Here is a 24,625-nt window from a genome sequence, read left to right as displayed (position 1 = left end):
CCCGATCGCCGCTTCATCCGCAATGATCGCGGAAATAGTATTGGCGGGAGTCTCGCCAGGCAACGCGATCATATCGAGGCCTACAGAACAAACAGCCGTCATGGCTTCTAGTTTTTCGATGTTCAAATGGCCCGCGGTGACGGCATCGATCATCCCCGCATCTTCTGAAACTGGGATAAATGCGCCTGATAGTCCTCCCACGTGACTACAAGCCATGATCCCGCCTTTTTTTACTGCGTCATTCAGTAAAGCTAAAGCCGCCGTTGTCCCGTGGGTACCTACACTTTCCAGCCCAATTTCTTCCAAAATTTGAGCAACTGAATCACCGACAGCAGGCGTTGGCGCTAAGGATAAATCAACAATACCAAACTGTGTGTTCAGACGCTGTGCCGCCAAAGTACCAACTAATTGCCCCATTCGTGTCACCTTGAAGGCGGTTTGTTTAATGGTTTCAGCAACAACATCCATTGATTCTCCCTTAACCTTTTCTAAAGCGGATTTGACCACTCCTGGTCCCGAGACACCGACATTAATAACGACATCAGGCTCACTAACTCCCTGGAAACCACCTGCCATAAAGGGATTATCTTCGACTGCATTACAGAAAACAACCATTTTAGCGTTAGCCATCACATCACGTTTGGAAGCATCAACGATCACTTGTCCCATCTGCGCAACGGCATCCATGTTGATCCCCGAACGAGTAGAACCAACATTGACTGACGCACAAACTAAGTCCGTTTCAGCCAAGGCCTCTGGTAAAGAACTCAATAATGTGCGGTCACCTTGCTGGAATCCTTTTTGTACTAAAGCTGAGTAACCACCAATAAAGTCGATCCCGATCGTTTGTGCTGCACGATCTAGTGTCTTGGCGTATTTGACGTAGTCCTTATCATGACTAGCTGCTGCAACGATCGCGATCGGTGTAACTGTCACTCGCTTGTTGGTGATCGGGATACCATATTCAGCCTCGATCTGCTGGCCAACCTTAACTAGGTCCTGGGCTTTAGTTGTGATCTTATCGTAAATTTTTTGGCAAGCAACATCACTGTCACTATCAATACAATCCAACAAGGAGATCGACATGGTGATCGTTCGAACATCCAAATTTTCGTTGGCGATCATATTGACCGTTTCCATAATTTTTTCTGTTTCCATAGCTTGTATCCACCCCTTGTTTCTAAAGTTGATGCATGGCACGGTAGATCTCTTCGTTACGTACGTTGATCTCCACACCTAAGCTGGTCCCTAATTTAGATAATTCCGCTGTCAAATTTTGAAAATCAGTTGTCTGCGGTAAGTCGATCAACATCATCATTGTAAAATTGCCACCCATGATCGTCTGAGAAACATCTAAAATATTGATCTCATAATCTGACAAATACTTGCTAACACCTGCAATGATCCCGACTTGATCTTGTCCGATCGTAGTTAAAATTGCGCGCATAATATTTCATCCTTCCATTGATTTGTTGCCCGTTAATTGAGGCATGCGCACCCAACCTAAGGTTAACGCTACTACCACATGAGCGAAAAAGAAAATTAAAAATGTCTTGTCATAGCCTAAGGCCGTGATCAACCAACCACCGGTCAATGGTCCTAAGGCACGGCCTAATGAACCGGATAAGCTTCCTAAAGATTGAATCGTACCGCGATCATGGTCATTTGCATAACGATTCAATAACATCGGAATCGCTGTTAGTGCGAGTATTTCACCTAAAGAAACAAAAGTGATCCCGGCTACGAATTGCCAATACTCATGAGCATTGACCAAAATCAGGTAAGAACAAGCAAAAACCAAGACGCCTAAAGCCACTTTCAATTTATCAGCCCGAAAAGTGTTGGAAAACAAGCGCGTGATAAAAGGCTGCAAGGCTATGATCTCCAAGGTTGAGATCGTAAATAACATGCTGTAACGTGACACCGAGATCCCCTGGCTGGTCATTAAGACCGACACATTACTGTTCCACTGTTCGTAACACATCCAGATCACGATCATTGTTAAACAGACTACAAAGATCCCCAGCTTATTTGCCAAACTAGTTCGCACCGTACCCGTCATAGTTTTTGTAGAAAATTTAGCCACGGTAAAATCCTGAAATTTAAAGCGGACCAAAACCAAGGTCAGCGTAAACAAAAGCGCAGAACCACCAAAGATCAACCGAATACTAATATCAAATAACAAGCCAGACAAAAGCGTTGCTAACGCCATCCCGATATTAGCTAACCAGTAGCCATTATTAAAAATATTTGGGTCATCCTTTTGTAAAAAGGCTAAGTAACCATTCACAGCCGAGTTCAAAACGCCTAATCCCAAACCATAAAAAACTAATAAAATGGGATACACCGGCCAAATTGGAAATAAAGTCAGTAAACATAAGCATAAAACCTGTGTCGCTCCGCCCAAATACATCGTTTTTTTCTGGTGCCAGTTATCAAATAAACGTCCACCTATCAAGTTACCAACGGTCATTGCACCAGAAAAACCTAACAAAACGTAGCCAGCTATGACTAAACTCTTATGTAAGGAATTGTGCACGTACAAAGTTGTGATCGGCATGATCAAACGATCCCCATATTGACCAACATATCAGCTAATAACACATATTTATTCTTCACTCATCATGATCTGCCTTCCATTACACCTAAAGTGTATGATTTTTGTTAATGTTATCGTACTGATTTATTGCTTAATTTGCAATAAGTACGTACAGTTAATATAACTATTTTTGTAGGAGATGACCTAACATGTTTACATACCAGATCGATGATGAAGTCAGTCTTGCCATTCCACGCCCAAAAACAGACGCAATCCCTCTTTTCTCATTGGTTGAAGAAAGTCGTAGTGACCTTGCCCCATGGTTATCTTGGGTAGCAGGAATGCAAAATGTGGCCGACGAAGAAAATTTTTTACGCACAGTTTTAGAAAACTTTGGTAAAGGAATTTCGGTAAATTTAATTATCCGTTATCAAAAACAAGTTGCTGGCATGATCAGTTTTAATCGTTTTTTGCAAATGGATCATTCAACTGAGATCGGCTACTGGTTAGGTAATAAGTTCAAAAACCGTAACATTATGCATCGTGCGGTGATAGCGATGTGTAAACTTGGTTTCTTAGAATATGATGTGCATAAAATCGAGATCCACGCAGCTATTGATAATGTAGCTAGTAATCACGTGGCACAAAAAGCAGGATTTCATTTGGATGGCATGGTTCGAGCCAGCGAACTGTTAGCTGATGGATTTCACGATGCCAATATATGGACACTACTTAAAGAAGAGTGGCAAACAGATCACTAGTAGCAAATGTTAAAATATTAAACAAGAGATTTTTCAATTTGAAACAAGGAGAGTAATTTATGCAAAAAATCGCAGTATACTGTGGTGCTTCGATGGGAAATGAAAAAGCCTATCAAGAAGCGACCATGCAGTTAGGAAATTATTTAGTCGAACATGACTACGAGCTAGTTTATGGTGGCGGCGGTTTGGGCCTAATGGGCTTACTAGCTGAACAGGTTTTAGATAATGGAGGACAAGTCCACGGGATCATGCCACACAAATTAGTAGAACGTGAAGTTGCGTTTGACAAATTGACTGACTTAACAGTCGTTGATAATATGGCACAAAGAAAACAAATGATGCTCGACCTTTCTGATGGCTGTATTGCATTACCTGGCGGTCCGGGAACTTTGGAGGAAATTATTGAAGCTTTTTCATGGGCTCGTATTGGTGAAAATAATAATCCCTGCATCTTTTATAATGTCAAGGGATACTATGACCCTTTGAAAATTATGTTTGATCAAATGACTGAAAAAGGATTCTTGACATCTGAAGACCATCAGAAATTACTCTTTTCAGATTCTTTAGATGAAATTTTTAACTTTATGACAGACTACGTTCCACCTAAGATCAGAACTTACAACACAGCAAATGAAACTAAGTTTTAGCTAAACCGTTCTTAAATTTTAGCTTGACTTCTCTTATATCGCGTTTATAATGAAATACAACTTAATAATGAACAAAAACTATGAGCAGACTAGTAGTTATAAGCACAGACAGAGAGTATTCGGAGCTGGAAAGAATACATGATAGTTTATAATGAATCACACCTGTCAGTTGATTTTCTGAATGTAGTCGAGTATATATACAAAAGTAAGAAATTCCGGAAAACGCCCCGTTAGCGCACGAGTTTGGTCAAATTAAACTCCGTGAGTTCGTTTGTGTGAGCAAGCGATGAACATGAGGTGGAACCGCGAATAGTCGTCCTCTTAGGCCTAATGCCTAGGGATGGCTTTTTTATTTTCTAAATAATCATTTGATCAAACTTGCTGAGGTTATCTGTGTAAGCAGGTAATAAATACGAGGTGGGACCACGGCTAAAGTCGTCCTTTGTGTCTGTGTGACATAAAGGACGACTTTTTTTATTGATTTTTAACTGTTATTGTCTTGCAAGTTGCTTGAGCCTTTACCGACTTGCTCCACTCTGTTTTTATAGTGGAGTTTTGAACCCCAAAAGGTTGCGCCTAGCTATCCTTCACACTATATTGCTAAAACCACAATATGGCGTGAAAGCTCGCTAGTGCTCTCCTTTTAAGCGGGGTTCTCCACTCTGTTTTTATAGTCGAGTTGCTCAAGTCAAGGCTTTCCGCCTAACCAACTTTGACGCCACATCCTAAAATCGGATATGGTGCCAAAGTCCGATAGTGCTCGAGCCTTTATCGACTTGCTCCACTCTGTTTTTATAATTGGAGGTTTTATTATGACTTATATTGAACAAATTGCACCATCTTTACTAGCAGGAGCTTGGATGTCTATCAAGATCTTTTTGTGGACCCTGATTGCTTCAATTCCCTTAGGTGTCCTCGTTAGTTTAGGGCTTCTTTCTAAATTTAAACCACTCCGTGCCATTTTAAAATTTTACGTGTGGGTCATGCGTGGTACTCCACTCTTATTACAATTGATTTTTGTTTTTTACGGCCTACCGATCATCGGAATCATTTTTCAACGTTATGACGCTGCTTTATGTGCTTTCATCATGAACTACACTGCCTATTTTGCCGAGATCTTTCGTGGCGGTTTCCAAGCGATCCCTGAAGGTCAATTCGAAAGCGCCAAAGTCTTGCGTTTGACTAAATGGCAAACTTTGATGCATATTGTGATCCCGCAAGTTATCAAGATCGTGATACCATCGATCGGTAACGAAGTCGTCAACTTAGTTAAAGATACATCCCTAGTTTACGTCATCGGGTTAGGCGACCTCTTACGTGCCGGTAACGTCGCCACTGCCCGCGATGTCACCTTAGTTCCATTAGTCTTAGTTGGTGTCATTTATTTAGCCATGACTGGTGTCGCTTCATATGCTTTGCGTAAAGTTGAACAGCACTACTCGAAGTGGAGATAGGAGGATCACTTATGCTTGAATTAAAAAATATTACAAAAAAATTTGGTGAACGTACCATTTTAGATAACTTGAATTTAGAAATACCTGATGGGCAGATATTAGCTATTGTTGGCCCTTCTGGTGCTGGTAAAACAACTTTACTACGCTGCTTAAGTGGTCTGGAAACTCCAGAGCAAGGTTCATTTTTATTAAATGGTCAACCTTTTGACCCAGCAGCTCCAGCGAACGCAGAACAAATCATCGGGGTCGTTTTCCAAGACTACCAACTTTTTCCTAATTTAACTGTGCTACAAAACATAACTTTGGCTCCCAAATTAGTACTCAAGCAAAAGGAAAAAGCCGCAGAGAAACAAGCTGAAAGATTGCTCCAGCAATTAGACTTAGCTGGAAAAGAACAGCTCTATCCCTACCAGTTATCTGGCGGTCAACAACAACGGGTCGCTATCGTACGTGCCTTAGCGATGGAACCGCAAGTCTTGTGTTATGATGAGCCGACTTCAGCCTTGGATCCTGCCTTACGTGAAAAAGTCGGTCAGATCATCTTGAGTTTGAAAAATGAAAAAATGACGCAAGTGATCGTGACCCATGATATGGATTTTGCTAAACAAACTGCTGATAAAGTCTTTACTGTCAATGCTTTGGATGCTTTAGGAGGCGACTCTGTTTGAAAAAAAAACACTTACTAACACTTTTTCTATCATTAGTATGTCTGCTTTTTTTAAGTGCCTGCAGCATATCAGTAGGGCATAAAGCTGATCAAACAGACAACTGGGCTAAGATCCAAAAGCGTGGTTATGTGACGATCGGTGTCGACGATACATTTGTACCGATGGGCTACCGTCAAAAAAATGGCCAGTTAGTGGGATACGACATTGACTTAGCCAAAGCAGTTTTTAAAACTTATGGCATCAAAGCTAACTTTCAAACGATCGACTGGTCCATGAACGCAACTGAATTAAAAAACGGGACGATCGATCTGATTTGGAATGGTTTTACCAAGACACCCGAACGCCGCTCTAAAGTAAGTTTTAGCCGCACATATTTGAAAAATAATCAGGTCTTAGTATCATTAAAAAAAGATCACATCAACTCTTTAGCGGACATGCAAGGCAAAGTCTTAGGCGCACAAACTGGTTCGTCTGGGTCAAATGACATCAATAAATATCCTAAGCTTCTGAAAGATAGGATCAAAGACCATGAACCCATTTTATACGAGTCGTTCACTAATGCCTTCATTGACTTAAATTCTGGTCGGATCCAAGGACTATTGATCGACAGTAGTTACGCTGATTACTACATTGCCCATCAAAAGCACCCCGAAGATTTTCAAACGATCCGTGGTGCCTTCCCTGATGAACAATTTGGTGTAGGTATGCGCAAAAGTGATGTCACGATGAAACAAAAAATCGATCAAGCACTTGTTAAACTAGGAAAAAACGGGACCTTAAAACAAATCAACCAAAAGTGGTTCGGTGATAAAGCTGATTCGCCATTGGTCAAAAACAAATAAAAACAACCATTATCCTCATTGATTTATGCTTGGATAATGGTTATTATTTTTTATTTGTTTTTACGTTATTCTAACGCGCTTTTAGTTCGTCTTCTGCAACCCATTTATGATTTTTGACCTGCTTATCACCATTTGTCGGTTGATAATTGACCATATATGCTGGACCGTCTTTGATCTCAACGATCGTTGCTGAACTATTTTTTATGCCTGGCATATGGTCAGCTGTTAGTGTCACCTTATCGCCTTTACCGTATTCCCTACGATTACCTTCTATCTCGTCATTAGTGACCCACTTATGATCTTTAACGACTTTTTTGTCAGAAGAAGGCTTATAGTCTACTGCGTACAATTTTGAATCATAAGCATTCACGATCGTTGCATTAGCATTTTTCATACCTTTCATATGATCTGCACTTAATTTAACCTTAGAACCCGCTTTATATTTAGGATCTTTAGCTTTTTTTAAAGAGCTATCTTTTTGGGAATTTGAGCCATGGTGCATCTTCATTTTTTGCGAAGAATGACTTTGATCATCAGAGCTTTCTTTATGACTTGAGTCACTAGAACACCCAGATACTACAACGATCAGTAACAATGCTATGCCTAAATAACGCAATAATTTTTTCAACTTACCCCTCCTCATAAACTATTTTGGCTACATATCGAAATGTCTCGACATCCTTACTTTAACGAAAAAAAAGTTTTCCCAGCTATGTATTACTGTGAAAACTTTCTATTGCTCACTTATTTTTCTTTAAATTCGCCCTCGATCATTGAGTCATCATCGTCATTTCTTGAGCCTCCTTGCTGGCTAGGGGCATCAGGCATGATGATCGCAGCGGCAAAATAGAAAATGGCTCCCAAAATGATGTTTCCAGGAAAAATAATTAAAAAGGCCCCAATCAAGCGTACGATCGACTTATCCCAACCAAAGTACTCGGCTACGCCACCGAACACACCACTAACGACCTTATTGGTTGATTTTGTTAATTGTTTTTTCTTCTTACTCATATTTTTCTCTCCTTTAATACTGGCCACGCACCATTAAAATTCTTACTACTTAGATTTTTATTCATGCATTTGCGTTAGTTGCATCACGCTTTTTATCTGGCACAAAGACTTGATCCAAACTTCTCTTGTAATCTGTCCACATTTTATAAACTTTAGCTAAATGCTGCTCACCACTTTCAGTGATTTGATAATACCTCCGATTTCTGCCCTGAAACGGCTGGTCGTATGTCGTTAAATAACCATCTTTTTTTAACCGACGTAGCACTGGATACATCGTTGATTCTGAAATCGAAATTGCTTTTTGCATTTCTTGAGTTAATGCATAACCATAATAGTCCTCTCGATTTAGTAAGGCTAAAACCAGGCCGTCAAGCAGATCAGCGGTTACTTGAATTTTCATAAGCAATGCTTCCTTTCTTAAACCGTCTGGCTAGCGTACTGTGTTGTCTCCACTTGAGTTCTTAACGGTGATCACATTTTGGCTAGTACCACTGTGGATGTTGCCACCATCACTTGTTTTACCAAATACGCTATTGTCACCATCTTCATTGACCACTTCATACCCACCAGCTTTAATGTTTCTCAAGACGTTATCACCATCATCATTTGTAATTAAATAACCATGAGAAACTGTACTTTCTGACAAGTTGATATCACCATCAGACAATTCAGCTTTACCACCGTCCAAGGCAACATTACGCATATTGACATCGCCGTCTTCTTGTTGGATCTCAACACGACGTAAAGCACCATTTGAAACATTAATATCCGAATCTTCACTTGTCACTAATCCGGATAACAAGTTGGTATTTTCAAACCGAACTTCACTACTATCTCGCATTTCAATATTGGCATTATCAACGTTCATGTTACTTAGCTTCAAAGCACCTTCAGAACCGATCGCTTCTAAATAATCAGTACTAATGGCTTTAATATGCGTTTCACCATAGTTATTAAGATTACGTACCTTCTTTAATTTCACATTGTCAGGAACATAAACTGTCACTTTATTGCTGACATCTTTTTCATTACCAAACCAACGAAAACCAACAAAACGATTCTTTTGAGTTGAACCTTTTTGTCGGACTGTCAAACGACCGTTCACAACTTTGACACTTGGACGTGCACTCTTGCGCCCATTATATTTAACTTGATAATCATTTCCACGGCGGATCTTAACATCAGCGTTGCTGACAGACACGTCAATTTGGTCGAAATCATCGATGCCATAATTTTTATGATAATCAGCTTTGGTACTATAAACCATCGGACGCCAGTTGTTAAATACTACGTCTTTTGCACCATGAGCAAAACCACCGATAATTAAGAAAACTATCCCAACTACTAAGAGGATCCAACCCCATTTAAATGTTTTTTTCATTATTCTCGACCCCCTTTACGATTTCCGTATTTGTGATAAACGAAACGGGAAAAGTTCGCGATGCCCTGGATCACAGCAGCACAGATCCAATATAATATCGGGATCACGATCATCAAAACTGCTGTCGCCGTTAAGGAACCACCAATATAAAAGAGACCTACGAACGGAGCTGTAAACAACAAACCTAATCCGGCATACAATGCCATTCCGGCCATCACGATCGCAGCTGCGATCATGACTACCAAACTAACTATCGCTGCAAGCAATAGTGCACCGACTACCACTAAGGCGATCAGGACAAAAAAACCGATCGTCAAAGTAAACGGTGAAGTAATGATCGCCAAAGCAATCAACCAGATCATTTTCGAATTAGACTGGGGTGTCGCAAATCGACCATTTTTGGCTTCCTTTTCACTTTGTTTGATCGATTGATCCGCCAAGATCTTACGACTTAACTGACGAGGTGTCCCCAACTCATTTTCGATTTCGTCTCGGCTTTCCAATCCAGCATCTGTTAAATATTCTTCATAGAATTCTAGTGCACTTTTTTTCTCGTCCTCACTTAAATTACCCAGGTATTCTTCTAGGTCAACTAAATACCTCGCTTTATCCATAACTACTCCCCCCTGCATCTCACGAATTTTACTGCATTTCCATTCAAACTATATTTTATAATGATATTATATAGTATATAATATTAAAAGTAAAGTAATAATGTAATAACACACTGAAACTTCTCATCAAACTTAACTTCAATTAGATAAATATAATGTATTATTATAATACAGCCTTATTATGACCGGTTTTCATAGTCTTCTCAAGTAAAAGGAATTGATGCCAAAAACTTCTCAGCTATTGTCTATAAATGTCATTTTCGGTGATCATTTTTTCTAAAGAAAGTAATTAGCTTTAAAACTCCTATAGGTTTACTGCAATATTTCAGGTAGAATAGTAGTATGCATTAAGAAAAGAAAACAGAAAAGATCAGACTTAGAATAAAAATCTCATTTATGAGCTACATTTAAAAACAGGAGGTATTTTATGGACACTGAATCAACCGGTTTCACTAACGTACAAAAACTTGACCCAGATATCATCGTAGACTTGCGTTACGCCACAACTAACAACTTCACTGGGGAAGTGGTCTATGATTTTTCAACTGCTATCGCCCGGACTGGAACTGCTCAAAAACTTGCGGTAGCTAGCTCGATCGTTAAGGAACAAGGGTATCGTTTAAAAATATGGGACGCTTTTCGTCCAACCCAAGCACAAAAAAGACTTTTTGAGGTCTATCCTAACTCTGAATTTGTAGCTCCACCTGATGAAAATTATAGTCATCAAAAAGGGGTGACTTTTGATTTAACTATGACATTTGCTAACGGTGAAGAATGCCCGATGCCAACTGGCTTTGACGACTTCACCGCAATGGCTCGTCGTTCCTCTAAATGGCCTGATGAAGCCGCTAAGTATCATAAAATTTTGGATGATGCAATGAAACAAGCTGGCTTTGTCGGTTACGAAAGTGAATGGTGGGACTTCCGTGATTCTCAAATGGATGAATATGGTCCACTCCAAGCTGATCCAAATGATTACAAATAACTAGCTGTGCAATTCTAAAAGGGCCTTCGAACAACCACTAAATGGGGTAGATCGAAGGCCCTTAAATGTGCTCCAAAAGATTAAAGCCTTACTGCAACGATGGTTACGTCATTCTGTCTCTTCGCTTTACTACGATCCAAAATAACGCAATCGTCGTTACAAATCGGCTTCAAAACATCTTTTGTCTCACTCTTGTTTAAACGTGTTCCAAAAATCGAATACTTACTTTGTTTTTATCCAGTGACCATATTGGAAAAATTTTCTAAATCAAAGTATCATGAAAATAACCAGTTAAAAGTATATTAGGAGGTAATTTACATGCAGCGACAATTAGCACGCAAACATATCATGCTACAAGGAATAAACATGGCATATTATGATGAAGGTGCTGGGATCCCAATTATTTTGCTTCACGGTTTTCCGGATTCTGCTGATGTCTGGCGCAAAATGGCACCACTCTTGATCAACGATGGTTATCGCATAATTGCGCCAGACCTCCGTGGCTTTGGTGAGTCAAACGCACCGATCGCTGTCGGTAGTTACAAAATCAAGTATCTCATGCAAGATATCGTTGAATTAAAACAACGCCTTGCCTTAGATGGACCACTTAAATTAGTCGGTCATGATTGGGGCGCCATCTTGGGGTGGTGTTTGATCACATTTTACCCCGAACATTTTAGTTCATTTGTTCCATTAAGTGTTGGTCACCCAAAAGCCTACGCCAACGATGGTGGTTTTGAACAACAACAAAAAGGCTGGTACACAATGGCATTTCAGTCAGAAAAATTTGCGGAGAAAATGTTTTCGCAAAATGACTGGGCTGTTTTACGCTTATTTAGCGAAAATGACCCCGAAGCTGATTCCAATTGGATCCCAGATCTCAGTCGTCCTGGCCGTTTTACCGCTGCTTTAAACTTATATCGCGCTAACTTGAAACCAACGAAAGTTAAAGTTCCTTTCCCGCCCACTGAAATACCAGTTTTTGGGATCTTTGGCAAAAGTGATCCCTATCTCAGTTCAGCACAAATGGCTGCTTCTAGTAAATACGTAGGTGGCCCTTTTTCCTGGCAATCTATCAAGGGTACACATTGGTTACCCTTAGATAAACCCGAATTAGTCACTGAGTTGATCACGAATTTTTACAATTTACCATTACCGGATATCAAGTCCAACCTAAAAACCACGGAAGCTAAAACTTGGGATAAACTTTTACACGTTGCTAAAAAATTCAGAGACTAAAAACATTAACAAGCGATATACGCTACTTATACTGTACTTTAAAAATTTTAAATATTTTGCCGAACTCTTAAACCCACATCCAGTATGAACTGCAAAATAATCTCAGAATTTTGGTGCTTTTGGGCTGCCTGAACCAAACTAGTGAAAAATCGCTCCTTAGTAATGGCACGGCTTTGCGCGCACTTGTCTCCTTTCTCTGTTATTTTTACCACGCAGGCTGGACTTGGGATAAAAGTTGTGTCAAAAGATAGGCAACATGGATAACACCAAAACTGCGATATTTTTGACTTGCGTTCGGTTGTGATTTCGTTAAAAAATGCCCAGCTTTTTTTCGAGTTGAATTTTAGAAAAAATTGTAAAGTGCTCTCCTTATAATAATAAATCTGGAATAAACAAAATCCGTATTTATTATCAAGGAGAGTTTTTTATTCCTAAAATAACAAATAAGACTGATATTAGAGCAGTAAAAGCCACCGGACTGAGATATATCTAATTGTGTGATTCTAAAAGGCCATCGATCTATCCCATTAAATATGGTTAAATCGACGGCCCTTAAACGTGTCCCAAAAGATTGAAGCCAAGATCTATAAATTAACTACTGATCAGAACTAGTATTAGTCCTGCCTGCGAAAACTGGTCGCAAAAAGTGAACCACCAGACCAAGTGCTGCTCCGATTACTGCAGGCAGTAACCAGTCTAAACCAAATGACGCCAAGGGCAAAAGGCTCTGTTGGAAATCACCTAAGGCCTGTCCGAAAGCACTTTGGCTAACTAGTGGCGGAAAAGAAGCAACCATATCTAAACATGCGGGTATTGCTGTAAAAGCCACAGTCCAGAGGTAAACAACTGGATCGTGTTTGAACAAAGGCGAAGCCACTGATAAAACGATCAAAACCATGGCAAATGGATATAGAAACATCAGCATTGGTGTGGACCAACTGATAATTTTATCCAAACCAAAGTTAGCTGTCAGAAATGAAGCTAAACAAGATAATGCCAACCAAACATGGTAACTGACCTTAGGAAAATGTTTATGGAAATCTTGCGCAAAGGCTGCTACTAACCCAACGGCTGTTGTCAAACAAGTAACGGTGATCAAAACCGCCAGCAAAGCGTGTCCGGCAGCACCCAAATAATGGGTCACGATTTGATTGAAAGCTACCCCGCCATCTGCGGAAACCTTGAATTGGGCCAAAGTCGTAGCACCCAACCAGATCAAAGCAGCATAGATCAAGCCGATCATACCCATCGCTAAAAAGCCGGCTTTCATAGTCACTTTCCCATTGCTGCGTGGAGTCGTTTTGCCCAGCTGCTTGATAGCAGTCACGACTGTCACGCCGAATGCTAAACCAGCCAAGGCATCCATCGTATTATAGCCTTGCAAAAATCCGTTAAAAAATCCTGCCGACTGGTAATTTAAAGTAACATCCTGCTCACCTGCCGCACCCATTGGATGGAAAAATCCGAGCAGAAATACTACGAAAAGTAATAGGAAAAAGACCGGATTCAATACCCTACCCAACATGTCCATGATTTTAGACTGCTTGTAAGAAATTAAGAAGGCCGCCCCGAAGAAAAGAGCCGAAAATAAAAGCAGACCTATGTGTGACCAAGAACTCGGTAACATTGGTTGAAAACCAACTGTAAAGGGAACTGTAGCTGTCCGCGGTGTTCCGAAAAGCGGGCCGATCGTCAGATGGATCAGTACCATAAAAGCCAGGGCAAAATAACGACCTAAAGGTGCCCCGACGTCATACACACCTTGCGAATGAGTCACACTGATCGCTAAAACAGACAGTAACGGCAATAAAACAGACGTAACTAAAAACCCCAGCCCGGCTGTGACCCACTGAGCTCCAGATAGTTGGCCTAAATGTATTGGGAAAATCAAGTTGCCGGCCCCAAAGAAAAGAGCAAACAACATGGAACTAACGACGAAGTATTGTTTCTTTGTTAATGGATTTGGATCGAGATCTTGTGTATCGTGCATAAATAATTAACTCCCTTATTTGTAAATTTTGACGCAAAATTTTAATCGGACTAATGTCACTTGGAGATTCCACGATCACCACTTCCTTCCATTAAATTATGTATATAACGAGCATAAATTACCTCACAAAAAAAGCACCCTCGATCCAGTTTCATACTGAATTAAGGGCGCTTTGTGCACTGTACCACCTTATTTTACAGACCTAATGATCTCTCAAAAAAGCCTACCTTTCTTCACGTACGGTCAAAAAGACGATACGTTAACACTATAATGGGTGTCACCAATGCACGTTACTTAAATTCGGTGCATCGCTCAAAAGGGATCTTCACACCTTATGGCCTGCTTCCTTTCACCACACGAAGCTCGCTTTCGACTTTAAAGATGATACTTAACTTTCTCACAGCGTTTTGTAATTTATTGTTAATAATTCTAATCTATAAATTTTAGCTTGTCAAATAAAACTCAAAACCGGTTTCCATGGCTCAATATTGCGAAAAATAAATTTCCGTAAATTCCTCTCAGATAGTATCAAAGACAACGCACATCGCAATTACTCATGGATCTCTAAAGGCAAGTGATCTGGATCAAAGAAAAAAGTCATCTTTTCATCCGTGAATTTGTCTTGACGAACTGGTTCACACTCAATACCGTACTGAGCCAATTTTGATACTACCTGGTCAACATCTTTGACTTTAAAAGCCAAATGGCGTAAACCCGCTGCTTCTGGATCACTTACACGGGTTGGCGCAGTTGGTTTGATAAACAACTCCAAAGTCAGACCTGCACCGACCAAGTGAAATAAAATATCTTCTTTTTCTAAACGGACATGTCGGTCTTTTATAGTAAAGCCTAGCTTATTAACATAAAAATCAAGTGCCTGCTTTTCATCATGACAAATCACGGCCAAATGATCAACTTCTGCAAATATCAAATTATTTTCCTCCTATTAAAAAAGCAAGTCTCCCTACAGAGAACTTGCTAAATAGTCTTAACGACCTTCTAAAGTTTCATCGACTTTTTTGATTTTTTTACCGATCGACTTCACCGTTTGAACACTATCTTCGTATTCTGGATAAGTCATATCGATCGAATCTAAACAAGTTTTAACTTGGTTTTTAACGGCATCTTCACTGTCGATCCCTTTTTTAGTCAACTTAATATAGACTTTCCGACCATCTTCAGGGACGTGTGTCCGAGTGACCCACTCATCTTTTTCCATCCGCTTTAACAAAGGTGTCAAGGTTCCGGTATCAAGTTTCAAGCGAGCACCGATCTCTTTGATCATCATCGGACGACGTTCTTCCCACAACACTAAAAGCGTTAAGTACTGTGGGTAGGTCAAATTAAATTCTTTCAGTGATTCTGAATAGAACTTTGTATAAAACTTTTGTGCGGAATAGATCGCAAAACAAAGTTCATTTTCAATATGCCCCGGTTCATATTCTTTCATGGAAATTCTCCTTTGCGTAAATAACTGTGACTCTGCCTAAAATTCAACTCTGTGTGCCTAATATTTGCTACTGCGGATCGACTACAACTGCGCGACGTGGTTCATTGCCCCTGGAATACGTTTCAACATGCTCATTATCTGCCAAGCTAGTATGAATCACTTTACGTTCTAAGGCAGGCATTGGATCAAGTGTGATCGGTTTTCCTGCGGCGATCGCATCACGAGCAGTTTTCTGTGCCAAATGTGACAAAGTTTCTGCGCGACGATCCCGATAATTGGCAACATCTAAAATCACGCGGACACGCCGACGGACTCGTTTGTCTAAAAAGTCCTGCGCTAACAGCTGCAAAGAATTCAAGTTTTTACCACGTTTCCCGATCAACAAACCTTCTTGCTCAGTTTCAAAATCATAGTAAACCGTATGCTTTTCTGGTGTCACATTGATTGTTGCGCTGATTCCCATATTCTTCGTAACTTCCGCCAAATAATTTCCGAGCTCCACCAAGACATCTTCAAAACTTGGACCTTCTGGCTCTGTAGGAGCAGCTTCTTTTTTAGCTGTTGCTTTAAAATCAGCGTCTTTTTCCTTATCGTCTTTGGTCATGTTAGTTTCAGTTTTCTCGTCATTAACACTAGAAGCTGACTGCTCTTTTGTATTTTGTGGCTGAGTCGTTTTTTTCTCACCCACCTTAGATGATTCTGTGTCCTGCGTTTTTGTACTATTCTTTGCTTTGGACTCAGTTTTTACTCCTTCGTTTGGAACTGGCTTTGGTGTTGATTTCTGTGCCTTAACTGTTATTTCAACAGCCGCTAATTGCTTACCAATACCCAAAAAGCCTTTCTTACCGTTCGAAATAACTTGAACGTCCACTTGAGCACGCGTCACTTTTAAATCAGTTAAGCCAGCAGAAATTGCCTCTTCAACTGAATTTGCTTCATATTTCGTCGGTGTTCCCTCCTGACATTTATATATTATTTCTTCTCTCAAAATAACTGCATGAAAGCGCAGTTAACATACTTTAGTATACCACAACATAGTTCAATTGATGAACGTTTTTGGCATTATAATGATTTGACAAGCAACATTTTTGTATAAAACCTATTTACAAGCCAATTTCATTTTTAGTTAAAATTTTTATGTTTCTTATCCAGCTCAATTACCAAACTTCAACCGAGCTGATTATCTTGTATTGCTACCTTGAAATCTTGGACTTTAACAGCTGGATCACTTGCCTGCATCAAGTCAGATACAACTGCCACACCTGCTGCTCCTGTATTTTTAAGAGTCTTCACTCTATCTGGACGCATGCCGCCAATCGCATATACAGGCAGATCAACACTGGCACAAATTTCCGTAAGTGTTGCGATGCTAGTTTGCACCGTTTTAACGTGTGTTGTGGTAGGAAAAATTGCACCACACCCCAAATAATCTGCTCCTTGTGCTTGGGCGATGTCTGCCTGCTCAATAGTTTTAGTCGTTGCACCAATGATCGCTTCAGGCCCTAATATCTGACGTGCGAGATTGACAGGTAAATCACTTTGGCCTAAATGTACACCTGCTGCTTCGCTCGCCTGAGCAATATCTATTCGATCATCAATAATTAACGGCACGTTATATTTATCAGTAAGTTGTTTAACTCGTAATGCCCAATTCAAAAGTTCTCGACTGCTGCCAGTTTTTTCTCGCAGCTGCACCAAATCGACTCCAGCTTGACATGCTTTTTCAATAACAACTAAAAATTGTTCATCCGTCAAATTTGTATGATCTGTGATCAAATAAAGTGATCCCCATTTTTTTTGTCATTTTTTCTCCTTTGCAAATTCAAAATAAAGCGCTACAATTACATTATCATAAATACAGAAGTCTATGGGGTGCTATTATAGCTGAGATCAGACCCATGAACCTGCTCTGGACAATACCAGCGAAGGGATAGACAAATTAAATAATATTAATTTTAGTCTATTCGTACGTATTACTACGAATGGACTTTTTATTTATTTTGGCACAGTGATCCCATGGACTTTTAAAAAATTTGAGGTGCTCAATATGTCAAAACAGAATTCACGTATCAAAAAAATCACGATCGTTGCTTTAATGGTCGCGATCGACGTTGTTTTATCGCCAATTTTTCGAATCGAAGGTATGGCACCAATGTCCAGTGTCGTTAACGTGATCGCTGCCCCACTTTTAGGGCCTGTCTATGCAACCATCATGGCTGTCATGTGCGGGATCATTCGCATGTTATTATTAGGGATACCGCCACTAGCCCTGACTGGTGCAGTTTTTGGCGCTTTACTTGCCGGGATCTTTTACAAATGGGGACACAAAGTATGGTGTGCTACGCTAGGTGAGATCATTGGAACTGGGATCATTGGGTCATTGCTATCTTACCCAGTTATGGCATGGTTCACTGGCTCTAGCAGCAGTTTGTACCTCTTCATTTATACACCACGCTTTTTCGGTGCAGCTGTGATCGGTTCAGTTGTAGCCTACATTATTTTACTAAAGTTAATTCAAATCAAACCATTCAAAGAGGCCCAAAAATTATTTTGGCCTGAAGGATTTTTAAGGAGTGAGTAATATTTCGCAAATCAATGTCCAGCCGGCTTTTCCCTTATCAAAAACACCTTTGGTCCACTGCATCACCAACGATATTTCGTTAGAAACAGTGGCTAACGCACTGTTATACGTGGGAGCTAAACCATTGATGGCAGATTACCCAGCGGAATTTGCCGATATTTTCCAACAAACTGACGCACTACTATTAAATTTAGGACATCTTTCAAGAACACAGGTGACGTCTTTAAAACAAGCAAGTAAATGGGCCTATGAGACTAACAAACCAACTGTTTTGGATGTTGTCGGGATCACAGCTACCAAATTACGCAATAATTTAGCCCATGAGTTGTTAGAAAAAACAGCCTCAATTTCTGTGGTCAAAGGAAACATCTCTGAGATGCGGACTTTTTGTGGACTGTATAGCCACGGACGCGGTGTTGATAGCAGTAACTTAGATCAAGAAAATGGGGCTCTAACTGAACTCAAAACGAGTTTGTGTAAAGTAACCCAAGAATATCCCCATACAGTTTTTCTAGCGACCGGTCAACGTGATCTAATCGTTTCTTACGATAAAGCTTTTGTTTTGGAAAATGGCGTTTTTGGCCTTGATTCCTTCACCGGTTCAGGCGATATCGTGGGTGCATTGATCGCAGCTATTTTAGGTACAAAAACATCTCCGTTACAGGCCGTGCTCAACGCCGTCAGTTATTTCAATTTATGTGGAGAACAGGCTGCGAAAAAAAATGACGTGACAACAGGGATCGCAACCTTCCGACATCTAACTTTAGACCAATTATCGTTGTTATCACAAGACCATAATTGGACTAAAAAGATCAGAGCCTATAAATTAGATGATCACTGTCATAATATTGATAATTAGCAAAAAACTCGCACTTTTAACTGGAAACACTCAGTTAAAGATACGAGTTTTTTGTTTTGGCTTAGACAGCTACTCAAGGTAAAAGACATCACCTAACTAGCTTTTTGCAACACATGAAAATCAAGATAAGTTACAAAAAGTCCGGTAGTGATCATAACTTAGTTTCGATCACTAAATAAATTCAGTAACTGCTGCAGCTATTACGATAATAATTAGCCCAATGACTGTGATCGTCATTTCTTTTTTGGTCTTCTTTTGACCTAAGAACCAGATACCTGTCAACGTGGCCAAGATAACTGATGTCTGTGACAAGACGAACCCTGTTGCCAAACCGTTCATATCCGGTTGTGCTGAGATCAAATATGTCAAAGCACCAAAAGCAAAGAAGAAACCTGCAATGATCTGTTTGTATGATGTACTATCTTTCAATGGCTTTTCATCTGTGTTCTTATTGAAAGTCATGATGATGCCGTACACGATACCAACTATCAACATTCCGATAGATTGTGGTAAGAAAGCATGCATCCCATCGATATGAGCTGCTTGTGGGGCTGCTGAGTATGCCCAGTAACCAATTTCACCAATTGCTAACCACAAAACAGCTTTTTTCAAATAGCCTGATTTTTCAGCGGTTTTATTTTCTGACCAAACTGTCATATAAGCGCCAATAATAATTGCAACTAAAGCTAAAATACCAATAACTTTATTAGCAATACCAGGCCAGTCACCAAGATAAAAAGCACCCCAAAGTGATGCACCCAATAACTGAAAAGCTGTTGTAACAGGCATAGCGCGAGATGAGCCAACTAAACCAAATGACATAAACGTAACGATCTGCGCACAAGCCCAGCCGATACCAGAAATAATTGAAAATACTAAAGCTGATCCACTAGGCATTGGGATACCCTGGACCCAAGCAAAAATTACTGCAAAAATAAACGTCCCGGCTGTCGCACCTAAGATCTGGTGAGAAGGTTTGCCACCGATCTTAGAAGCAACTGTTGGGAAAAGACCCCAACCAACCAAAGGCCCAAGGCCAATTAAAAGCGCAACTGCGTTCATTATTTTTCCTCCTAATCAAAAACAAGGTGAAGGGAGCTTGCCCAGAAGTCGAGCACTATCGGACTTTTGACGATACATCGCGATTTTTGATGTATTGTTTAAAGTTGGATAGGCACAGACTTCTAGCTCACGTAACCTAACTAAAAACAAGGTGAAGGGAGCTTGTTCAGAAGTCGAGCACTATCGGGCTTTTGACGATACATCGCGATTTTTGATGTATTGTTTAAAGTTAGATAGGCACAGGCTTCTAGCTCACGTAACCTAACTACTTGCTCTCTTTCTCTCATACCACATGTCTAACCTCTCCAAGTCAGACACATTTTAATTCACTTTAAAATACAACGTTACTTTCTAACATAATGTTAGCAAATGGTGTCATTTCACCAGTTCTAACAAATGCTTTACAATCCTTCAGATCAGATTTCAATTCTTCATGTGTGATAAATTCGATCGGTGTTTCTGGCAAACGTTCTTGGATCGCCTTTAACATGTCAGGATTTTCAGTTTTGATCTCTTCTGCCAGGTAAATCTTTTGAATTTCTAATTCTTCCAAAACATTGTTTAAAACATCCATGAATGCTGGTATCCCACGAGTAACAGACAAATCGATCTTTTCTGTCCCCTCTGGAACTGGTGTACCAGCATCGCCGATAGCTAATTTGTCAAAGTGACCCATTTGCGAAATGACACGTGAAAGATTTGAATTGATAACTGCTGTTTTTTTCATGAATTATGCTTCCTTCCGTAAATCAGATATCTGTTCTGTCCTGTTTATTTAACTTCGATTTCTTTTTGGTAAGGGATCGAAGGTTGTGCACCATAACGTTGAACCGTTAAAGATGAAGCCTTATTACCGAATAAAATTGCGTCTTTCAAATTGGAAAAATTGGCTTTTAAGACACTGCTCATTGCTCCGATAAATGTATCACCAGCTGCCGTTGTATCTACAGCATGAACCTTAAATGCTGGAACTAATTCGCTTGTACCATTGAAATCATAAAAAGCGCCCTTGGAACCAATGGTAATGATCACAACTTCAACACCTAGATCATGCAACTTGGCTGCTGCTTTTTTGGCAGAAACTTCGTCTTCAACGTGCACGCCAGTAATCGTTTCTGCTTCTGTTTCATTAGGAGTGATCATGTCTGTGACCTTCAATAAGTCAGCTGAAATACTATCTTCACCCGGAGCAGGATTCAAGATCGTCTTAACTTCATTTTTGTGAGCAATTTCAAAAGCCCTGATAGTTGCATCGATCGGTGTTTCAAACTGCGCGATCACAAAGTCGCTATCTTTTAACAAACTTTCTTTTTGATCGATTTCTTTTGGTCCAAAAGCAAAGTTCGCACCAGCATAGATCGTGATCGAGTTTTCACCTTCATCATCAACGGTGATAAAAGCCTGGCCAGTTGATTCGTTAGCGATCGTATCGATCCCAGATAAGTCGATCCCTTCTTCTTTTAAAAGATCCATCATTTGTTTACCTGGAGCATCGTTACCAACTGCACCGATAAATGTAGTATCGGCTCCGGCACGTGAGGCAGCAACCGCTTGGTTAGCCCCTTTACCACCGCCAGCAGAATAATGTTCTTTGGCATGGATCGTTTCGCCTGGCTTGACCATCCGCTTTACACGTAAGTTTGTATCAAGGTTAATACTTCCAACAACTGTCACTTTGTTCATCAAAATTACCACCTTACTTGAATTTTCACATTTTACAAATAACAAAATTTGGTAAAACGTTTTAACGCTTCCGACAAAAAATAATAACACCTATTGAAAGCTATTTCAAGGGTGTTACTGAAAAACGTTGAACTAATTTCACAGGAAGCATTTTTTCTTCGGGTTCTTTTTTAGGTTCTATTAACCGTTTGATCAGCATTTTTGCTGCTTCTTGTCCAAGTTCAAAAGTTGGTTGTGCGATCGTCGTTAAAGCCGGTGTAACGTATTTACATGGACCGATGTCATCAAATCCGATCACACTATAATCTTGCGGGATCTTTTTGCCAGCTTCTTTTAATCCCATATATAAACCAAATGCGATCTGGTCATTGATCGCAAATATCGCCGTAACGTCTGATTTTACGATATCTTTCACAGCCACTTGACCGCCGCTTGTCGATAACTCACTCGCCACTTCAAGTATGTTATTTCCATAGACGCTGACAAAACCCTCATACCGCTTGCGCACATTGACTGTTGCTTTTTCTGGCAGTACGACAGCCACCTTTTGATGGCCTAATTTTTGTAAATACACAGCCGCTTGCCGCCCACCATCAAAATTATCCGTTTGTACTGCATCGACCAGATCCGTTTCTGTCTTTTGGTCCATCACGATCATTGGTAAATTTTGCGCTTGCAAAGCTTGGTAAATCGACTGATCTGAAAAAGATGAACTAGCAATGATCAAACCGTCAACTCCTCGACGGATCAGTTCTTCTACGTAGTGGCTCTCTTGTTTTTGGTCATCTGACATGTTGTATAGCAAAGCTACATAACCTTGCTGAGTCAAGATATCTTGGATCCCCAAAAAAAGTTGCGCAAAAAAAGGGTTGCTGATATCTGGTACCAAAACACCGACCAAATGACTTTTTTTAGTGACCATCCGCTGCGCAAAAAAATCCGGCACATACTTTAGTTCTTCTTGGACAGCTTGTACTTTTTTTATTGATTTTTCGCTGAATCGCTGCGTATTGCCGTTTAAGATCTGTGAAACCGATGTGATCGAAAGACCTGCTTTTTCTGCAACATCTTTGATCGTGACTTTTTTCTTATTCATAACTTAAGTTGCCTTCTCATCTTCAAATTAATTGTTATTATACTCCAGTATAGCAAATACCCTCCCTACTGACATTATATCAACGTATTTTGACAAACTAAATCCCCCGCCGTTTGTCAAAAACAACCACTGAAGTAAACTATCCTTTTAATTGCCGCACAGTCAAAAAGATATCTGGACTTTGTGCGATCTCTGAGATCACTGCCGCACCTTTTGCTCCTGTTTGACGGACTTTTTTAGCAGTCTTAGTCGTGATCCCACCGATCGCCACTACTGGTCGATGAGCTAGCTTTACCAATCGACTTAAACCGTTCGTACCGATCACAGGTGAGGCATCCGCCTTAGAGACTGTGGTATAAACAGGCCCACAACCATAATAGGCGATACCCCTAACTTGCTCAGCGTCTTTAAGTTCAGTTTCATTCGAACAAGACAAGCCGATAAACATTTCATTGCCGACCTCACTTATTACCTGCTCGATCTTCTCATCTGATTGACCAACGTGGATCCCATCTGCTCGAAGTGCTACAGCTAACTTTACATCATCATCAACGATAAAAGGGACCTGATATTCTGCACATAATTTACGCAACCGGAGGGCGACTTTAAACCGTTCATCCTCGTTAAATTGTGAAGCAGTCCCCTTATCACGAAATTGATAAGCAGTGATCCCAGCTTCTAACGCCTGTCCTACCACTCGGTATAAATTATCATTTGGCACTAAGTCTTGACTCCCACAGACAAAATAGGCCCTTAGAAATCCTGGTTTAAATTTTAGCATTTTCTTCCTCCCCATACGCCCAGTGATTTAAGGGACCGTGCCCATGACCAACTTGGATCGTGTTTTCTATAGCGGCTTGAACGTATGCTTTAGCAGTCCGAACTGCTTGTTTCATATCAATACCCTTGGCTAACTCTGCCGCCAAACAAGACGACAATGTATCCCCTGTACCGTGTGTTCGATTCGTGTTGATCCGGGGTGCAGATAGCCAGAGATCAGTTTGGTCAGCAAATAAGAAATAATCAGCCGATTCTTGTTTGCTGGCGGTCATGTGCCCACCTTTGATAATGACATTTTTAACACCTAACTGTTGAATCTCCTTGGCGGCAGCTTTGACTTCATCTGCCGTTTTTATTTCGTGACCAACGATCCGTTTAGCTTCCACTAAGTTAGGCGTCACGACTGTCGCTAAAGGCAACAACTCATCTATGACCGTTTGTATCGCATCATCTGTTAGCAGTGTCGCTCCGCCTTTTGCGACCATCACTGGGTCAACTACTAAAGGACCAAAATCATACTTTTGCAAATTCTTGGCAATATAGTGCACATGTTTGGCATCACCTAACATCCCGGTCTTGCAGGCTTTAATGTTAAAATCGTCCGCCAAAGAAGCACATTGGGCATCGATCATTTCTTGGGGGATCATCAACGAATCTTGAACTCCTAGAGTATTTTGTGCTGTCACTGCAACAACCACGGCTGTGCCGAAAACGTGACGTGCTTGCATCGTTTTTAAATCAGCCATGATCCCTGCGCCACCACCTGAATCAGTTCCTGCTAAAGTCAAAACTTGGGGAAAAGAGTTGATCTGTTCTGTCATTAGTTATGCCTCCTCAAATTTAATATTTTGCTTGATTTGCTCAAGTTGTGCTAGTTGTAATTGATCTAATAAGTTGACTGTAAAAGTACCAGGACCCATTGTCGATTGATCACCAACTGCAAGTTCACCGATCCTAGCAAAGACTGTAGCGGCTACACGTGT

Annotated in this window: 28 protein-coding genes, 1 riboswitch and 1 other annotated feature; of the genes, 9 read left to right on the top strand and 19 right to left on the bottom strand. The window is 40.4% G+C overall.

The features are described 5' to 3' along the window. The 3 genes from LACPOB_RS11710 to LACPOB_RS11705 form a co-directional block, all read right to left on the bottom strand. On the bottom strand, positions 1 to 1,158 hold a 1,158-nt coding region (locus tag LACPOB_RS11710), incomplete at its 3' end, for a PFL family protein (protein ID WP_017867480.1). A gap of 22 nt (positions 1,159 to 1,180) precedes the next feature. Beyond that, positions 1,181 to 1,447 (bottom strand): ACT domain-containing protein, encoded by a 267-nt coding sequence (locus LACPOB_RS0103685; RefSeq protein ID WP_017867479.1) that lies wholly within the window; start codon positions 1,445 to 1,447, stop codon positions 1,181 to 1,183. A gap of 6 nt (positions 1,448 to 1,453) precedes the next feature. Then, on the bottom strand, positions 1,454 to 2,560 hold the full coding sequence (locus tag LACPOB_RS11705) for an MFS transporter (RefSeq protein ID WP_017867478.1): 1,107 nt from the start codon (positions 2,558 to 2,560) through the stop codon (positions 1,454 to 1,456). 188 nt (positions 2,561 to 2,748) lie between these two features. On the opposite strand from LACPOB_RS11705, the gene LACPOB_RS0103675 reads away from it, so the two are divergent. The 5 genes from LACPOB_RS0103675 to LACPOB_RS0103655 all read left to right on the top strand — a co-directional run bounded on the left by LACPOB_RS0103675 (position 2,749) and on the right by LACPOB_RS0103655 (position 6,911). Beyond that, on the top strand, positions 2,749 to 3,300 hold the full coding sequence (locus LACPOB_RS0103675) for a GNAT family N-acetyltransferase (RefSeq protein ID WP_017867477.1): 552 nt from the start codon (positions 2,749 to 2,751) through the stop codon (positions 3,298 to 3,300). 59 nt (positions 3,301 to 3,359) lie between these two features. Then, entirely contained in the window at positions 3,360 to 3,947 is a 588-nt protein-coding gene (locus LACPOB_RS0103670; RefSeq protein WP_017867476.1) for an LOG family protein, read from the top strand. Positions 3,948 to 4,018: 71 nt separating this feature from the next. Further along, positions 4,019 to 4,271 (top strand) — a binding site (T-box leader). Positions 4,272 to 4,759: 488 nt separating this feature from the next. Continuing rightward, on the top strand, positions 4,760 to 5,401 hold the full coding sequence (locus tag LACPOB_RS0103665) for an amino acid ABC transporter permease (RefSeq protein WP_017867475.1): 642 nt from the start codon (positions 4,760 to 4,762) through the stop codon (positions 5,399 to 5,401). A gap of 11 nt (positions 5,402 to 5,412) precedes the next feature. Further along, positions 5,413 to 6,069, top strand: coding sequence for an amino acid ABC transporter ATP-binding protein (locus LACPOB_RS0103660; RefSeq protein ID WP_017867474.1), 657 nt, complete (start codon positions 5,413 to 5,415; stop codon positions 6,067 to 6,069). Next, a complete protein-coding gene (locus tag LACPOB_RS0103655; RefSeq protein WP_017867473.1) occupies positions 6,066 to 6,911 on the top strand; it encodes an amino acid ABC transporter substrate-binding protein in 846 nt (281 codons plus the stop codon). Before LACPOB_RS0103660 ends, LACPOB_RS0103655 begins: the two co-directional genes overlap by 4 nt. 70 nt (positions 6,912 to 6,981) lie before the next feature. Here the strand turns inward: LACPOB_RS0103655 and LACPOB_RS0103650 are convergent, their stop codons facing one another. From LACPOB_RS0103650 to LACPOB_RS0103630, 5 genes are all read right to left on the bottom strand, one after another. Beyond that, positions 6,982 to 7,539, bottom strand: coding sequence for a YdhK family protein (locus tag LACPOB_RS0103650; RefSeq protein WP_017867472.1), 558 nt, complete (start codon positions 7,537 to 7,539; stop codon positions 6,982 to 6,984). A gap of 116 nt (positions 7,540 to 7,655) precedes the next feature. Next, positions 7,656 to 7,922 (bottom strand): PspC domain-containing protein, encoded by a 267-nt coding sequence (locus LACPOB_RS0103645; protein ID WP_017867471.1) that lies wholly within the window; start codon positions 7,920 to 7,922, stop codon positions 7,656 to 7,658. A gap of 61 nt (positions 7,923 to 7,983) precedes the next feature. After that, positions 7,984 to 8,322 (bottom strand): PadR family transcriptional regulator, encoded by a 339-nt coding sequence (locus LACPOB_RS0103640; RefSeq protein ID WP_017867470.1) that lies wholly within the window; start codon positions 8,320 to 8,322, stop codon positions 7,984 to 7,986. Positions 8,323 to 8,352: 30 nt separating this feature from the next. Continuing rightward, a complete protein-coding gene (locus LACPOB_RS0103635; RefSeq protein ID WP_017867469.1) occupies positions 8,353 to 9,303 on the bottom strand; it encodes a DUF4097 family beta strand repeat-containing protein in 951 nt (316 codons plus the stop codon). Continuing rightward, complete coding sequence (locus LACPOB_RS0103630) at positions 9,303 to 9,917, bottom strand: DUF1700 domain-containing protein (protein ID WP_017867468.1); 615 nt, start codon at positions 9,915 to 9,917, stop codon at positions 9,303 to 9,305. Before LACPOB_RS0103630 ends, LACPOB_RS0103635 begins: the two co-directional genes overlap by 1 nt. Positions 9,918 to 10,344: 427 nt before the next feature. Between LACPOB_RS0103630 and LACPOB_RS0103625 the strand changes: the two genes are divergently transcribed. Then, positions 10,345 to 10,902 (top strand): M15 family metallopeptidase, encoded by a 558-nt coding sequence (locus LACPOB_RS0103625; RefSeq protein ID WP_017867467.1) that lies wholly within the window; start codon positions 10,345 to 10,347, stop codon positions 10,900 to 10,902. Positions 10,903 to 11,220: 318 nt separating this feature from the next. Next, positions 11,221 to 12,141, top strand: a complete 921-nt coding sequence (locus LACPOB_RS0103620) for an alpha/beta fold hydrolase (RefSeq protein WP_017867466.1) — start codon at positions 11,221 to 11,223, stop codon at positions 12,139 to 12,141. 595 nt (positions 12,142 to 12,736) lie between these two features. Here the strand turns inward: LACPOB_RS0103620 and brnQ are convergent. From brnQ to thiE (LACPOB_RS0103595), 5 genes are all read right to left on the bottom strand, one after another. Then, positions 12,737 to 14,131 (bottom strand): branched-chain amino acid transport system II carrier protein, encoded by a 1,395-nt coding sequence (brnQ, locus tag LACPOB_RS0103615; protein ID WP_017867465.1) that lies wholly within the window; start codon positions 14,129 to 14,131, stop codon positions 12,737 to 12,739. 550 nt (positions 14,132 to 14,681) lie between these two features. Then, positions 14,682 to 15,062, bottom strand: coding sequence for an SMU1112c/YaeR family gloxylase I-like metalloprotein (gene gloA2, locus LACPOB_RS0103610; RefSeq protein WP_017867464.1), 381 nt, complete (start codon positions 15,060 to 15,062; stop codon positions 14,682 to 14,684). Between the two features lie 57 nt (positions 15,063 to 15,119). Further along, positions 15,120 to 15,581, bottom strand: a complete 462-nt coding sequence (locus LACPOB_RS0103605; RefSeq protein WP_017867463.1) for a MarR family winged helix-turn-helix transcriptional regulator — start codon at positions 15,579 to 15,581, stop codon at positions 15,120 to 15,122. A 67-nt stretch (positions 15,582 to 15,648) separates the two neighbouring features. Further along, positions 15,649 to 16,569 (bottom strand): RNA-binding cell elongation regulator Jag/EloR, encoded by a 921-nt coding sequence (gene jag / locus LACPOB_RS0103600; RefSeq protein ID WP_017867462.1) that lies wholly within the window; start codon positions 16,567 to 16,569, stop codon positions 15,649 to 15,651. 179 nt (positions 16,570 to 16,748) lie between these two features. Continuing rightward, on the bottom strand, positions 16,749 to 17,357 hold the full coding sequence (gene thiE, locus LACPOB_RS0103595; RefSeq protein WP_017867461.1) for a thiamine phosphate synthase: 609 nt from the start codon (positions 17,355 to 17,357) through the stop codon (positions 16,749 to 16,751). A gap of 82 nt (positions 17,358 to 17,439) precedes the next feature. Further along, positions 17,440 to 17,529: riboswitch (TPP riboswitch) on the top strand. A 99-nt stretch (positions 17,530 to 17,628) separates the two neighbouring features. Here thiE (LACPOB_RS0103595) and thiW point away from each other — a divergent pair. After that, complete coding sequence (thiW, locus tag LACPOB_RS0103590; RefSeq protein WP_017867460.1) at positions 17,629 to 18,162, top strand: energy coupling factor transporter S component ThiW; 534 nt, start codon at positions 17,629 to 17,631, stop codon at positions 18,160 to 18,162. Further along, positions 18,155 to 19,021 carry a hydroxyethylthiazole kinase gene (thiM, locus tag LACPOB_RS11700; protein ID WP_017867459.1) on the top strand — a complete coding sequence of 289 codons (867 nt, stop codon included), beginning with the start codon at positions 18,155 to 18,157 and terminating at the stop codon, positions 19,019 to 19,021. Before thiW ends, thiM begins: the two co-directional genes overlap by 8 nt. Before the next feature lie 171 nt (positions 19,022 to 19,192). Here the strand turns inward: thiM and rbsU are convergent, their stop codons facing one another. The 6 genes from rbsU to thiD all read right to left on the bottom strand — a co-directional run bounded on the left by rbsU (position 19,193) and on the right by thiD (position 24,463). Beyond that, positions 19,193 to 20,083, bottom strand: a complete 891-nt coding sequence (rbsU, locus tag LACPOB_RS0103580; RefSeq protein ID WP_017867458.1) for a ribose/proton symporter RbsU — start codon at positions 20,081 to 20,083, stop codon at positions 19,193 to 19,195. A 331-nt stretch (positions 20,084 to 20,414) separates the two neighbouring features. Continuing rightward, the gene (gene rbsD, locus LACPOB_RS0103575; RefSeq protein ID WP_017867457.1) at positions 20,415 to 20,810 is read right to left on the bottom strand and encodes a D-ribose pyranase; all 396 of its coding nucleotides are present in this window, start codon (positions 20,808 to 20,810) and stop codon (positions 20,415 to 20,417) included. A gap of 44 nt (positions 20,811 to 20,854) precedes the next feature. Then, positions 20,855 to 21,766: a ribokinase gene (gene rbsK / locus LACPOB_RS0103570; RefSeq protein WP_017867456.1), complete on the bottom strand. Its 912-nt coding sequence runs from the start codon at positions 21,764 to 21,766 to the stop codon at positions 20,855 to 20,857. 100 nt (positions 21,767 to 21,866) lie between these two features. Further along, on the bottom strand, positions 21,867 to 22,862 hold the full coding sequence (gene rbsR / locus LACPOB_RS0103565) for a ribose utilization transcriptional repressor RbsR (protein WP_017867455.1): 996 nt from the start codon (positions 22,860 to 22,862) through the stop codon (positions 21,867 to 21,869). 139 nt (positions 22,863 to 23,001) lie between these two features. Continuing rightward, positions 23,002 to 23,643, bottom strand: coding sequence for a thiamine phosphate synthase (thiE, locus tag LACPOB_RS0103560; RefSeq protein ID WP_017867454.1), 642 nt, complete (start codon positions 23,641 to 23,643; stop codon positions 23,002 to 23,004). After that, complete coding sequence (gene thiD, locus LACPOB_RS0103555) at positions 23,630 to 24,463, bottom strand: bifunctional hydroxymethylpyrimidine kinase/phosphomethylpyrimidine kinase (RefSeq protein WP_017867453.1); 834 nt, start codon at positions 24,461 to 24,463, stop codon at positions 23,630 to 23,632. The genes thiE (LACPOB_RS0103560) and thiD overlap by 14 nt, the downstream gene beginning before the upstream one ends. Positions 24,464 to 24,625: the final 162 nt, after the last annotated feature.

This window comes from Ligilactobacillus pobuzihii E100301 = KCTC 13174 (assembly GCF_000349725.1).
Lineage (GTDB): Bacteria > Bacillota > Bacilli > Lactobacillales > Lactobacillaceae > Ligilactobacillus > Ligilactobacillus pobuzihii.
This window is presented reverse-complemented; position numbering and strand designations above follow the sequence as displayed.